This is a genomic window from Tessaracoccus rhinocerotis, from assembly GCF_007197885.1.
Taxonomy (GTDB): domain Bacteria; phylum Actinomycetota; class Actinomycetes; order Propionibacteriales; family Propionibacteriaceae; genus Arachnia; species Arachnia rhinocerotis.
This window is the reverse complement of the sequence record NZ_VKKG01000002.1, coordinates 644338-657200: the sequence shown is the minus strand read 5'-3', so window position 1 is coordinate 657200 and position 12863 is coordinate 644338. Positions and strand designations below refer to the sequence as shown.

Sequence of the window (12863 nt, the reverse complement as noted above, 5' to 3'; positions counted from 1 at the left end):
CAGCAAGGGCAATAACCCATAAACTGTCAATTCAAAACAACAAGCTTGACTACCCGACAGAGTTCCATTGCTGGATCTATCAATTAATCAAAGGAATCTCAAAGACAAACCCCAAAGGGCCTGCCGACGAGAAACGCACACCAACACCAAAACAGTGCTGGCAAATGTGCATGTAAAACAACCACACACCAAAATGTGTGATTGGCATTGACTTTAAGCACGCTGTTGAGTTCTCAAGTTTCGGGTGCTCCCAAACCTCACAACTAACCGTTGATCAGCCTTGGGGCAACTCGGACAACTATACTCGACTTATCTCGCATCCGCAACTTGCGCTGCCGGCTCGAGAGCCTCGTTTAGTTGTCCAGGTTTTCGTCCTCCAGGTCTCCCTGTCGGCTTTCCCACCTTACTCCATTCTCGGTTCCGATTCAAATCGGCGCCGGCTCTGGAGTTTGTCACCTCGTTGAAGCGACTCGACTAACTCTAGTCAGATATCCACCATTTCGTCAAAACGAATTCGCGGCCATCTTTCTATTGAGTTGTGTCGTGAACCATGCGGTCCTTTTCCTTGGCAGAGCCGGGGAAGTTCCACTTCATGGTCCTCACCGCACCCGTCGCTGCCTCAAGACCTTGAGCGGGTTCCTAGCGAACACACACTCGTCCTGAGACGGTAGTCGATGGTTTGGGGCTCCTGGTTCGGCCGCCATGTGGGCGTCCGGTTCACCTCGAAGCGTTGAGAACTCTACACGCGCTCCCATGCCCACGCAAATCGGGGTCGCCGTCGGCGCTCTCCGACCGCGTGGCAGTCTTGGGGCATGGCACCTCGGAGCCGCAACGCACCCCGTCGATGGGTGACGGCCGCCTTCGTGCTGACGCTGTCTTCCTGCGCGCCCGCGGGCCTGGGAACCGGATCCGCATCCCCCTCCGCGCCACACTCCGAGGACCAAGTCTCCCCAGGTCCGGCGGTCACACCACCCACCGCGTCCGCCACTGCGAGTCCGGGAACCACCGCCCGGGAGAGCCCGTCGCCCACCACCACGAGCTCGCCGCCTGGGACGTCAACGTCGCCGACGGCCACCCGGCCCCGGTCCGAGGGGCCGTCCGGTCCCCACAGCGTGACGATCAACTTCTCCGGTGACCTGCTGTGGCACGACACCCTCTGGGAGTCCGCCCGCGTCGACGGCGGCGGCTCAATGGACTTCGCGCCGCAGCTGGCCGCGCTCGAGGAGCGGGTGGGCGCAGCGGACGTGGCGATCTGTCACTCGGAGGTGCCGTTCGCGGAGGCTGGCGGACCCTACTCGGACTACCCCATGTTCAAGGCACCGCAGGAGATAGCGCCGGCGCTCGCAGGAGTTGGGTGGGACGTTTGCACCACCGCGTCGAACCACTCCCTGGACGCTGGTCTCGCCGGGCTGGCACGAAACATCGAGGTGCACCGAGCCAATGGCATCCTCACCGCCGGCACCTACGCCAGCGCCGAGGACCGAAACACCCCCGTGGTGCTCACCACGGCAGACGGGGTGGGGGTCGCGGTGGTCAGTTCCACCTACGGCACCAACGGGATCCCCCTGCCCGAGGACGCTCCGTGGTCGGTGTCCCTCATGGACGTCGAGGACACGCTGGCGCAGGCTGCCCGGGCCCGATCCGCGGGGGCCGACATCGTGGTGGTCCACATGCATGCCGGTACCGAGTACGAGAGCACCCCCAGCCAGCAGCAGGTGGCTTTCGCCACTGCACTGACCGCCTCCGAGGACGTGGACCTGGTGATCGGCCAGCACGCCCACGTCGTCCAGCCCGTGACCCGGATGAACGGCAAGTGGGTCGCCTATGGAGCCGGCAACCTGATGGCCCAGAGCGGCCCGGCCCAACCCTGGACCTACGACGGCTACCTCGCCACCTTCACCTTTTCCGAGAGGGCGGACGGGACGTTCACGTCCACGTCCGGGGAGTTCGCGCCGACCATGATCACGAAGTACCGCCCGGGCAGCCCGGCGCGCGTCCTGGTCGTCAGCGACGCCCTGGCCGCAGCGAATGCGCAGGACGCGAAGCTGCTGCGGGAGTCGGCCGCCCGCACCCGTGCCATCGTCCTCTCCGCCGGGGTGGAGGGACTCGTCGAGCGCTGAGGCGCTCCGCGGCGGCGGTCAGTCCTTCTTGTACACACCCGAGGCGAAGTGGGCGATGCGCTCGCTGCTCAGTTCGGCCACCAGGTCGGATTCGCTGATCATGCCGATGAGCTCCCCGCCGTCGACCACGGGCATCCTCTTGACCTGGTGCTCCCGCATCAGCGACAGCACCTGGTCGATGTCCATGTCCGCCTCCACCGTGACGATCCCACCGGAGGAAACGGAGCCGGCGGTCGTGGCCGCCGCGTCCGCACCGTCGGCAACGCAGCGGATCACGATGTCCCGGTCCGTCACCATCCCCACCAGTGCGCCGTCGGCCGCCCTGACGGGGAGCGAGCCGATCTGGAGGTTCTTCATGTGTCGGGCCGCATCGAGCAGCGTGTCTTCGGCGCCGATGGTCTGGGCGCCCCGGTTCATCACATCGCGTGCAGTAGTCATCGAAGAAGCATTGCACTGATGGGCTGCCGGCACAGCCGAACCGAGCTATCAGGCGAAGTGCACTCCCCCGACGGTCTTGCGACCGCGACGAAGGACGACGTAGGCGTCGGCGAGCCGATGCTCGGCGCCGAGCACGAGATCTGCGTCGGTGACCTTCTCGTTGTTCACGTACGCGCCACCCTCGGCCACGGCCCGCCGGGCCGCGGAGCGGGACTCGACGAGGCCGGCCGTCACGAGTGCGTCGATGACGGTGATCTCGCCCGAGACCTCGACGGACCCGACCTCACGCATCACTCCCGCCAGGGTCGACGGGGACAGCTGGGACAGCTCCGAGCGTCCGAAGAGCGCGGCGGCTGCGGCCGTGGCCGCCTCCCGTTCCGCGACCCCGTGCACGAGGTCCGTGACGTCGTCGGCGAGCGCCCGCTGGGCGGCCCGCTTGTAGGGCTCTGCCTCGGTGGCCCGCTCGAGCTCCTCGATCTCCTCGCGGGAGCGCATCGTGAATACCTTCAGGTAGTCGACGACCTTCGCGTCCTCCGCGTTCAGGAAGAACTGGTGGAACGCGTAGGGGCTCGTGAGCTCGGGGTCCAGCCAGACGGCGCCCCCCTCTGTCTTGCCGAACTTGGTCCCGTCCGCCTTGGTCACCAGCGGGGTGGCCACTGCGTGCACGCGCCCCTGGTCACTGCGTCGGATGAACTCGACCCCGGCGGTGATGTTGCCCCACTGGTCGCTGCCCCCGAACTGCAGGGTGACCCCGTGGCGTCGGCGCAGCTCCCGGAAGTCAAGGGACTGCAGCAGCACGTAGGAGAACTCCGTGTACGAGATGCCCTCCTCCAGCCGCCGCGCCACGACGTCTCGCGCCAGCATCCGGTTGACCGGGAAGTGCTTGCCGACGTCGCGCAGGAACTCCAGCACGTTCATCGCGCCGGTCCAGTCGTAGTTGTTGACCATGGTGGCCGCGGCATCGCCCTCGAAGGCGACGAAACGCTCCACCTGGGCGCGGATGCGCTCCACCCAACCGGCCACGACGTCGGTGGTGTTCATCACCCGCTCGCCGGTCTCCTTGGGGTCGCCGATGAGGCCGGTGGCGCCGCCGACGAGCATGTGCGGCAGGTGCCCGGCGCGCTGCAGGCGCTGCGCCAGCAGCAGCTGCACGAGGTGCCCGATGTGGAGGCTCTGCGCCGTCGGGTCGAAGCCGACATAGAACTTGACCGGCCCCTCGTCCAGGTGTGCCGCGAGGGCATCCGGGTCCGTCGACTGGGCGATCAGCCCCCGCCAGGTGAGGTCGTCAAGTAGTGCGTTCACGGCGGTCAGCCTATCGCCGGCTCGGTGGCCGCCCAAGCCGAGAGCTCCTCGCGGACGGATCCCAGCTCGGCGAGCTGCTCAGCGACTCGGTCGGGTGCGGTGCCGCCGCGTCCGTTGCGGGCCGCGACCGATCCGGCCACGGTGAGCACGGCCAGCACCCCCTCGTCGAGGTGCTCTGAGATCCTGGGCAGGTCCGCCGCGGTCAGCCCCTGGAGCGTGATGCCGTTGTCCTCGCAGTACTGCACGGTCTCCCCCGCCACCTCGTGGGCGACGGCGAACGGCACCCGCTCACGGACCAGGTGGTCGGCGACGTCGGTGGCGAGCGAGAACCCCATGGGGGCGACCTCCGCCATCCGCGCCGTGTCGAAGGTGAGGGTCGCGACCATTCCGGCGACTGCGGGGATCAGCACGTGCAGTTGGTCGATCCCGTCGAAGATCGGTTCCTTGTCCTCCTGCAGGTCCCGGTTGTAGGCCAGCGGCAGCCCCTTGAGCGTGGCCATCAGCCCGGTGAGGTTGCCGATCAGGCGGCCGGCCTTGCCGCGGGCCAGCTCGGCGACGTCGGGGTTCTTCTTCTGCGGCATGATCGAGCTGCCGGTGGACCAGGAGTCGTGCAGTCGGGCGAACCCGAACTCGGCGGTGCACCAGATGATGACGTCCTCGCTGAGCCGCGAGAGGTCCACGCCCACCTGGGCCAGCACGAACGCGGCCTCGGCCACGAGGTCGCGCGCGGCCGTGCCGTCGATGGAGTTGGGGGTCGAGGACGTGAACCCCAGCTCTCGCGCCACCAGCTCGGGATCGAGGCCGAGCGAGGTGCCTGCCAGTGCCGCGGACCCGTAGGGGCTGACGGAGAGGCGGCGGTCCAGGTCCCGCAGCCTGTCGACGTCGCGGGCCAGCGGCCAGGCGTGTGCCAGCAGGTGGTGGCTCAGCAGGACCGGCTGCGCCGACTGCAGGTGCGTGCGTCCGGGCATCACCGCGCCGAGGTGTTCACCGGCCTGCTGCTCGAGGGCGGCCAGGACACCGTCGAGGTCCTGGGCGATGAGCCGGATCTCGGTGCGCAGGTAGGAGCGGATCAGCGTCGCAATCTGGTCGTTGCGGGAGCGACCAGCACGCAGGCGGCCGCCCAGTTCCGCTCCGACGACGTCCTTCAGCCCGCGCTCGAGGGCGCCGTGGACGTCCTCGTCGGAGGGTGCCGCCTCGAACTCGCCCGTCTCCACCCGGCGGGCGAGTTCCGCGAGGCCTGCGTCCATTTCGGCGGCCTCCTGCTCGGTGAGCAACCCCGCCGCCAGCAGCGCCTTGGCATGGGCCCGCGAACCGGCGATGTCGTGGAGCGCCAAGCGCCAGTCGAACTGGGTCGACTTGCTGAGTGCGAACATCGCCTCGCTGGGGCCGCCGGCGAACCTTCCGCCCCAGAGCCTGCCCTGGTCTGTCCCGCTCACTCGATCTCCTCCGATTGTGGTTTTCCTGTGCGTGTCATGTCCGAGAGCGTCGCCACGAGTTTCTGGGTGGCGACCCCTGTGGTGCTGATCACGAGCACCGTGTCGTCCCCGGCGATGGTGCCCATGACGCCAGGCAGCCGGACGCCGTCGAGCGTGGCCGCGAAGTACTGCGCAGCCCCGGGCGGCGTCCGAAGCACGATCTGGTTGCCGGCGTACCTGATCGACTGCAGCATCTCGCTGCACAGCCGCGCGAGCTTGACCAGGGCCGTGGCCTGCGGATCTGCGTCATCCCCAAGTGCGTACACGAGGCTCCCGTCCTCGGCGCGACGCCGCATTGCCCCCAGGGTGACGAGGTCCTTGCTGAGGGTTGACTGGCTGACCCGCACGCCATCCGACCCGAGCTCCTGGCTGAGCTCCTGCTGGGAGGTGAAGCGTGCCTGCTCCAGCAACCCCCGCAGCAGCGAGAGCCGCGCGGAGCGGGAGACGTCAGCCATGGGCCCTGGCGAGGAGCTCGGGCAGCGCGTGCACGAAGCCCGCGAGCTCATCGGCCGTGATCACCAGCGGGGGTGCGACTCGGATCACGTCGGGCCGCGGCGCGTTGGCCACCCAGCCGGCCTCGAGGGCGAGGTCGACGACCGCCGCCGCGATCGGCTCGTTGAGCACGATCCCGAGCAGCAGCCCACGTCCTCGGACGTGGCTGACGAGCGGTTCGTGGAGTCCCTCGACGGCGTCGGCGAACCACTGCCCCACCTCGCGGGCGTTGTCCAGGACGCCGCCCTCGAGCTCGTCGAGCACGGCGTTCGCCGCGGCCGCGGCCACCGGGTTGCCGCCGAACGTGGACCCGTGCAGCCCGGGCGTCAGGAGGGAACCGGCAGGTCCGACGGCGATGCAGGCACCGATCGGGAAGCCGTTTGCCAGTCCCTTGGCGAGGGTGACGACGTCAGCGGTCACGCCGGCGGCGCGGTGCAGCAGCAGCTCGCCCGCGCGCCCGATGCCGGTCTGGACCTCGTCAATCCACAGCAGGGCACCGTGCTCGGAGGTGATGCGCCGGGCCTCGGCGAGGTAGCCCTCGGGCGCCGGCACCACCCCGGCCTCGCCCTGGATGGGCTCGAGCACCACGGCGGCCGTCCGGTGGTCGACGGCTGCCTCGAGGGCCGCGACGTCACCGAACGGGACGAACTCGACGTCGCCGGGCAGCGGCTCGAATGGCTCGCGGTACTTGGCGGTGTGGGTGATCGCCAGCGACCCGATGGTGCGGCCGTGGAAGGAACCCTCCATGGCCACGATCCTGGTCCGGCCCGTGAGCCGGGTCAGCTTGAACGCCGCCTCGTTGGCCTCGGCGCCCGAGTTCGCGAAGAACACCCGCGCGTCCCCGCGGTCGGACGCCGCGGCCGCGAGCCGCTCGGCGAGCCGGACCTGGCCCTCGGTGGCGAAGAAGTTCGAGACGTGGCCCAGCGTGTGGAGCTGCGAGGTGATCGCCTCCACGACGCGCGGGTGGTTGTGACCCAGTGCGTTCACGGCGATCCCGGCGAGCAGGTCCACGTAGGACTTGCCGTCGGCGTCAGTGAGGTGGACGCCGTCGCCGCTGACGAAGGCCCGCTTGGGGGTCCCGAACGCGTTCATCATCACGGCCTCGTAGCGGCCGAGCAGGTCCTGGTTCGTCATGCTTGCTCCCTTGCGGTGACCATGGTGCCGATGCCCTCGTCGGTGAAGACCTCGAGCAGCAGGCAGTGCGGCACCCTGCCGTCGATGATCGTGGCCGAGGTGACTCCCCCGTCCACCGCGCGCAGGCACGCCTCCATCTTGGGCACCATCCCGGACTCGAGGCTGGGGAGCAGCTCCTCCACCTGCGAGGCGCTGATCGAACTGATGATGGACGACTCGTCCGGGTAGTTCGCGTACAGGCCGGCCACGTCGGTCAGCATCACCAGCCGCTTGGCTCCGAGCGCGACGGCGATCGCCGAGGCAGCGGTGTCCGCGTTCACGTTGTAGACCTGGCCGTCCGGGCCGGGAGCGACGGTGGCCACCACGGGGATCCGGCCGGCCTCGATCAGGTCCTGGACCGCGGCGGGATCCACGGACGCGACGTCGCCGACGAGCCCCAGGTCCACCTCCTCCTCGTCCACGACCAAGCCGCGCCGGCGGGCGTGCAGCAGGCCGCCGTCCTCCCCGGACATGCCGACGGCGAACGGCGCGTGAGCGTTGATCAGGCCGACGAGCTCACGCCCGACCTGGCCGACCAGCACCATCCGCACCACGTCCATGGCCTCGGCAGTGGTTACCCGGAGGCCGCCCCGGAACTCGGAGTCGATGCCCAACCGCCCCAGCATGCTGGAGATCTGGGGTCCGCCACCGTGGACGACGACGGGCTTGATCCCGACCCGACGCAGGAACACGATGTCCTGAGCGAACGCGCGCTTCAGGTCCTCGTCGATCATGGCGTTGCCGCCGTACTTGATGACCATGGTCTCGCCGGCGAACTCGGCCAGCCAGGGCAGCGCCTCGATCAGGGTGTTGGCCTTTACCAGCAGCTGGTCGCGTGAGGTGGTCCGGGTCATGAGGAGTACTCCGCGTTCTCTTTCACGTAGTCGTAGGTCAAATCGTTGGTGAGGATCGTGGCGCCCTGGTCGCCGGCGTTCAGGTTGACCAGCACGTGCACGCTGCGTCCCGTGAGGTCCACCAGCGCGCGGTCCTGCCCGATCTGGCCCCCGATGCAGACCTGGACGCCGTTGAACGCGACGTCGATCCGGTCCGGGTCGAACTCCGCGTCGGTGACGCCGATCGCCGAGAGCACCCGCCCCCAGTTGGGGTCATTGCCGAACACGGCGCACTTGAACAGGTTGCTGCGGGCGATCTCGCGTCCGACCACCTCCGCGTCCTCCTCGCTGGCCGCACCGGTCACCTCGATGGCGATCTCGTGGCTCGCGCCCTCCGCGTCGGCGATCAACTGGCGGGCCAGGTCCTGGCACACGCCGGTGAGCGCAGCGGTGAACTCCTCGGTGCCGGGCGTCTCGCCCGAGGCGCCGGAGGCCATCACGATCACGGTGTCGTTGGTGGACATGCAGCCGTCGGAGTCCGCCCGGTCGAAGGACAGGCGACAGGCCTCCCGCAGGGCGGTGTCCAGCTCGGTCGCCGGCACGTCCGCATCGGTGGTGATCACCACGAGCATCGTGGCGAGCCCGGGAGCGAGCATGCCGGCACCCTTCGCCATGCCGCCGATGCTCCACCCGTCGCGGCCGATGCCGGCCTGCTTGGGGACGGTGTCGGTGGTCATGATGGCACGCGCTGCGTCGGCGCCCCCCTCGGCGCTGAGCGCACCGCAGGCGGCTGCGATGCCGGAGGCCACGGCCGCCATCGGCAGCCGGATCCCGATCAGCCCGGTGGAGCAGACTGCCACGTTGTCGGTGGGTACCTGCAGCGCGGCGGCGGTCTCGGCCGCCATGCGGGCGGAGTCGGAGAACCCCTCGGCGCCGGTGCAGGCGTTGGCGCCGCCGGAGTTGAGGACCACCGCTGCCAGTTCCCCGTCCTCCACCGCCTGCCGCGACCACTTCACGGGCGCTGCCTGGACCCGGTTGCGGGTGAACACCCCAGCGGCGGCCTGCCTTGGCCCCCGGTTCAGGACGACGGCGAGGTCGGTGTTGCCGCTGGCCTTGATGCCTGCGGCGACGCCTGCGGCGGCGAAGCCCTTCGGTGTGGTGACGCTCACGGCGCGACTCCGATCGTGGACAGGCCCAGGGTCTCGGGCAGGCCGAGGGCGAGGTTCATGGACTGGACGGCGCCGCCGGCGGTGCCCTTCGTGAGGTTGTCCTCCGCGGAGATGGCCACCAACCGGCCGGCCACCTCGTCGACGGTGACCTGCACGGTCACGCGATTGCTGCCGACGACCGCGGCCGTCTGCGGCCAGGTGCCCTCGGGGAGGAGGTCGACGAAGGGCTCGTCGGCATAGGCCAGCGCGTACGCAGCCCGTGCCTGCGCGGTGGTCACACCCTCCGCCGCGGGCGCGCTGCAGGTGGCCAGGATGCCGCGGGGCATGGGCACCAGCATCGGGGTGAAGCTGACGTTCACGGGCTGGTCGGTGACCAGCGAGAGGTTCTGCACCATCTCGGGCGTGTGGCGGTGCACGCCGCCGACGCCGTAGGCGCTGGTGTTTCCGGCCGCCTCCGATGCCAGCAGGTTCGGCTTGAGGGACTTCCCGGCCCCAGAGGTCCCGCTCGCTGCCACGACGACCACCCCGGAGGGATCGACCAGCCCCGCAGCGACGGCGGGCAGCAGCGCGAGGGTCACGGCCGTCGGGTAGCAGCCCGGAACTGCGATCCGCCGTGCACCGGCGAGCCGCTCCCGCTGCCCCGGCAGCTCGGGCAGGCCGTAGGGCCAGGTGCCCGCGTGCGGGGAGCCGTAGAACTTCTCCCAGTCCGCGGCGTCGGCGAGCCGGAAGTCGGCACCGGCGTCGACCACCAGCACGTCGTCGCCGAGGCGCTCGGCCACCGCCGCGGACTTGCCGTGCGGGAGCGCGAGGAAGACGACGTCGTGGCCGGCGAGGTTCTCGGCCGAGGTCTCGACCACGACCCGCTCGGCCAGCGGCGCGAGGTGTGGCTGGTGCGCGCCCAGGCGGTCGCCGACGCTGGAGTTGCCCGTGAGGGCACCGATCTCGACCTCAGGGTGCTGCAGCAGCAACCGCAGCACCTCACCTCCTGCGTATCCGGTGCACCCGGCCACGGCAACCTTGTAGCTCATGGGGAAAACTATGCCATGAATCGAATAAGTATTCCACCTGTCATGACAGGGCGCGAATGCCGGCCACCAGCAGGTCGACTCCCCGGCTGAAGTGCCGCTCCGAGCGGGCGTCGTCGATCTCGGCGAGCACCCCGAGTTCCAGCAGCTGCGCCTGTGTCTGCTCCTCGGTGACGTGGCCCAGGACGAAGTGCAGGAGCGCCTGCATGGCGGCCTCCGCGTCGTCGGGAGCCACGCCTGCCCTCTCCAGGACGAGGCGTCCGGCACCGCACGGGTCCACTCTCCCCAGTCCCATGGCGGTGGCCGAGGCCACCAGTTCGGCCGCGTCCCGGTGCGCCAGCAGCAGGGCCCGCAGCCGCGCGGCCCAGTCGAGCAGCCAGCGGTCCCATTCCGTTGCGGGGCCGTCGCCGTCCAGATCCGTGAGCACCTCGTCGGCGACGGCGGCCAGGAGGGTCTGCTTGTTCGGGAAGTGCCAGTAGAGGGCGCCTGCCTTGACGTCGAGCGCGCCTGCGACCCGGCGCATGCTCAGGTCTGCGAGGCCGAACCGGTCGAGGATTCCGAGGGCGGCCCCGACGATGGCCTCAGGACTGAGCGCCATCGTCCATCACCCAGAACCCTTCCCGGCCGTGGGTCTCGAACCCGAGTGCGTCGTTGATCGCCAACATGTGTTCGTTCTGGACGGCGTTGCCGGTGGAGATGCGGGCAACGCTCGGCCAGGTGGAGGCGAGTGCGGCATGGTTTGTGACCTTTGCCAGCATCCCCAGGCCGTGGCCGCGGTGTTCCTTGACGACGATGGTCTCCCACTGGTGTGCGATCGCCGCGACGGAGCGGTCCTTGAGGAGCCGGGTCAACCCGACGAACTCGCCGGTGTCGACGCGCCGGACCAGGGTCACCAGTTGGTCCCTGGCCGCCAGTTCGCGTTCGTGGTCCATGGCGCGGACCCGGTCGGCGTCCCACACCTCACTCATGTCCACTCCCCCGGTCGGCACATCGGTGCTCATGTGGAAGTTGAGCGTCGCCACCGCGTCGAGGAGTTCCTCCGGCACTGTGCCGGAGAACGTGAGGCACTCGTAGGCGCGGGTCGTACGCGCACGTACCTCGTCCCTTGCCCTCACCCGGTCCTCGACGGAGAGGAGCGTGAGCATCGCGGTGCGCTCCACCAGCATCAACCGGTATCCGCGGTCCGACAGGAACCGCGACTCCCTGCTGGTGGCGTCGACCATGCCCTCACCGCTCTGCGTGGGCAGGGTGGCGACTCCGGCAGCCAACTGGGGCGGCTCGACGGTGAACGCCCAGAACTTTTCCCGGCCGTGCGCCCGGCCCACCCGCAGGGCGGCCTCGTGCAGTGCTCCCCCGATGCCTTCGCCGCGACGGCCGCGCCGCACCACGCAACTGACCTCGGCTACGTCGAGGTTGTCCGCGCATGGCAGGTGCACCGCCGCCACGCCCGTGCACTCATCGATCCCTCCCGGTGACGGGACGTCGCTGGCCACCAGCCGGACCACCGTGGAGTACCGCGGGTCGGTCCCCTGGGAGAACAGCAGCGGAACCGTCTCTGCAAGGTCACGCGAACCGAGCTTCTCGTCCAGCACGTCGCTCCAGAACTCCGCCTCGGCCTGCAGCGGCCAGGCGTCGGGGGCCGTCGGTGAGGCCGGTTGTTCGAAGCGTGTGATCCACGTCACGCGGCCATCCTAGGCGGCCCCGCCCCAGGTCAGCACGACGGGTGAGGAGGACCAGCCACCGAGGGGCCGCTGGGCGCGCACGCCCGGCGAACCCGGGTCGTGGGAGAGGTCGGTGGTGGCGTCGAGGAGTTCCTCGAACAGGACCCGCAGCTCCAGGGTGGCCAGCGGACGGCCCGGGCAGACGTGGGGCCCGGCACCGTAGACGAGGTTGAGCTGGGCGTGCTGCTCGGGGTCGTAGCGGTCGGGGTCCTGGAACACCCGTGGGTCGCGGTTCGCGTTGGTCCAGTCCACGAGTACCCGCTGCCCCGCGTGCACGGGGCAACCCGCGATCTCGGTGTCCTTGGTCGCCTTGCGCCGGTTGCTGACGAAGGGGTCGTCGATGCGAAGCAGTTCGTCGAGGGCCGCCGCCAGGCCGTCGGGATCGTTGCGGCGGGAGCGGACGTCGGCCTCGACGTCGGGTGAGACCGCCAGTTGGTGGCCGATGACGCCGACGCACAGGGCCATGGACCCCAGGTCACCTCCGGTCCAGTTGCGCAGCACCGAGACCAGCTCTGGCCGGGTCAGCAGGCGCCCGTCGACCCGTTCGCGCAGCAACTCATCCGTGACGTCGCGGGGCTCGTCCTCGCGGCGCTCCAGCCGTGGCGCGATCACCCGGTCGATGATGTGGTCGAAGTGCTCGGCGGCGGCGGTTGTGCGCTCCAGCTCGCGCGAGCGGGTGGCTGCGGCGTTCTCGAAGACCCACTCCACCAGCTCTTCCTCGAGCTCGTCGGGCCACCCGAGCCAGGCCAGCATCACCTGGACTGCATACCGGGTGCCGAGGTCGCGGGTAAAGTCCACCGCCTCGCCGCGCGGCAGTTCGGACACGACCCGGCGGGCCACGTCGCGCACGGCCGGCTCGAGCGCCGCCATCCGGGCTGGGGTGAAGTAGGCGTCCAGCGCCCGTCGGAACAGGCGGTGCGCGGCCCCGTCGAGCCCGTTGGGCACCTGCAGGAACCGGGAGGTTGCGCTGGAGTACCGCTCGGGGTCGGTGACCACGTCGAGCACCTCCGCGTGTCCCATCACCCGAACCACCTCGCCGTCGGCGAGTACCGCCTGGTGTCCGATGTCGGCCGTCCCGTTGTCAGTGGTGCTCACGATCGACACGATAGCCAATC

The 12863-nt window shown here is 69.5% G+C and carries 12 protein-coding genes; 1 reads left to right on the top strand and 11 read right to left on the bottom strand.

Annotated elements, in window-relative coordinates; translation table 11 throughout:
- Positions 1-1112: 1112 nt before the first annotated feature.
- Positions 1113-2120, top strand: a complete 1008-nt coding sequence (locus tag FOJ82_RS08220) for a CapA family protein (protein WP_185975679.1) — start codon at positions 1113-1115, stop codon at positions 2118-2120.
- Positions 2121-2138: 18 nt separating this feature from the next.
- On the opposite strand, the gene FOJ82_RS08215 is transcribed toward FOJ82_RS08220, so the two are convergent.
- From FOJ82_RS08215 to FOJ82_RS08165, 11 genes are read right to left on the bottom strand one after another with little or no spacing between them, the layout of a single operon-like run.
- Complete coding sequence (locus FOJ82_RS08215; protein ID WP_143937960.1) at positions 2139-2558, bottom strand: CBS domain-containing protein; 420 nt, start codon at positions 2556-2558, stop codon at positions 2139-2141.
- Between the two features lie 48 nt (positions 2559-2606).
- The gene (gene tyrS / locus FOJ82_RS08210) at positions 2607-3860 is read right to left on the bottom strand and encodes a tyrosine--tRNA ligase (protein WP_143937959.1); all 1254 of its coding nucleotides are present in this window, start codon (positions 3858-3860) and stop codon (positions 2607-2609) included.
- A 5-nt stretch (positions 3861-3865) separates the two neighbouring features.
- The gene (argH, locus tag FOJ82_RS08205) at positions 3866-5296 is read right to left on the bottom strand and encodes an argininosuccinate lyase (RefSeq protein WP_221933061.1); all 1431 of its coding nucleotides are present in this window, start codon (positions 5294-5296) and stop codon (positions 3866-3868) included.
- Complete coding sequence (locus FOJ82_RS08200) at positions 5293-5790, bottom strand: arginine repressor (protein WP_143937958.1); 498 nt, start codon at positions 5788-5790, stop codon at positions 5293-5295. The genes argH and FOJ82_RS08200 overlap by 4 nt, the downstream gene beginning before the upstream one ends.
- Positions 5783-6961: an acetylornithine transaminase gene (locus FOJ82_RS08195; protein ID WP_143937957.1), complete on the bottom strand. Its 1179-nt coding sequence runs from the start codon at positions 6959-6961 to the stop codon at positions 5783-5785. The genes FOJ82_RS08200 and FOJ82_RS08195 overlap by 8 nt, the downstream gene beginning before the upstream one ends.
- Positions 6958-7854 carry an acetylglutamate kinase gene (argB, locus tag FOJ82_RS08190; RefSeq protein ID WP_143937956.1) on the bottom strand — a complete coding sequence of 299 codons (897 nt, stop codon included), beginning with the start codon at positions 7852-7854 and terminating at the stop codon, positions 6958-6960. The genes FOJ82_RS08195 and argB overlap by 4 nt, the downstream gene beginning before the upstream one ends.
- Positions 7851-9002, bottom strand: coding sequence for a bifunctional glutamate N-acetyltransferase/amino-acid acetyltransferase ArgJ (gene argJ / locus FOJ82_RS08185; protein ID WP_143937955.1), 1152 nt, complete (start codon positions 9000-9002; stop codon positions 7851-7853). The genes argB and argJ overlap by 4 nt, the downstream gene beginning before the upstream one ends.
- Positions 8999-10030, bottom strand: coding sequence for an N-acetyl-gamma-glutamyl-phosphate reductase (gene argC / locus FOJ82_RS08180; protein WP_143937954.1), 1032 nt, complete (start codon positions 10028-10030; stop codon positions 8999-9001). Before argC ends, argJ begins: the two co-directional genes overlap by 4 nt.
- Positions 10031-10070: 40 nt before the next feature.
- Entirely contained in the window at positions 10071-10625 is a 555-nt protein-coding gene (locus FOJ82_RS08175) for a TetR family transcriptional regulator (protein WP_143937953.1), read from the bottom strand.
- Positions 10609-11709: a hypothetical protein gene (locus FOJ82_RS08170; RefSeq protein ID WP_143937952.1), complete on the bottom strand. Its 1101-nt coding sequence runs from the start codon at positions 11707-11709 to the stop codon at positions 10609-10611. The genes FOJ82_RS08175 and FOJ82_RS08170 overlap by 17 nt, the downstream gene beginning before the upstream one ends.
- Before the next feature lie 9 nt (positions 11710-11718).
- Positions 11719-12843, bottom strand: coding sequence for a cytochrome P450 (locus tag FOJ82_RS08165; protein ID WP_246099798.1), 1125 nt, complete (start codon positions 12841-12843; stop codon positions 11719-11721).
- Positions 12844-12863 lie beyond the last annotated feature (20 nt).

Bases quoted from the DNA above. Each gene is read 5' to 3' on its own strand.
- FOJ82_RS08215 (WP_143937960.1), bottom strand. From the start codon at position 2,558: ATGACTACTGCACGCGATGTGATGAACCGGGGCGCCCAGACCATCGGC.
- FOJ82_RS08200 (WP_143937958.1), bottom strand. From the start codon at position 5,790: ATGGCTGACGTCTCCCGCTCCGCGCGGCTCTCGCTGCTGCGGGGGTTG.
- FOJ82_RS08195 (WP_143937957.1), bottom strand. From the start codon at position 6,961: ATGACGAACCAGGACCTGCTCGGCCGCTACGAGGCCGTGATGATGAAC.
- argB (WP_143937956.1), bottom strand. From the start codon at position 7,854: ATGACCCGGACCACCTCACGCGACCAGCTGCTGGTAAAGGCCAACACC.
- argC (WP_143937954.1), bottom strand. From the start codon at position 10,030: ATGAGCTACAAGGTTGCCGTGGCCGGGTGCACCGGATACGCAGGAGGT.
- FOJ82_RS08175 (WP_143937953.1), bottom strand. From the start codon at position 10,625: ATGGCGCTCAGTCCTGAGGCCATCGTCGGGGCCGCCCTCGGAATCCTC.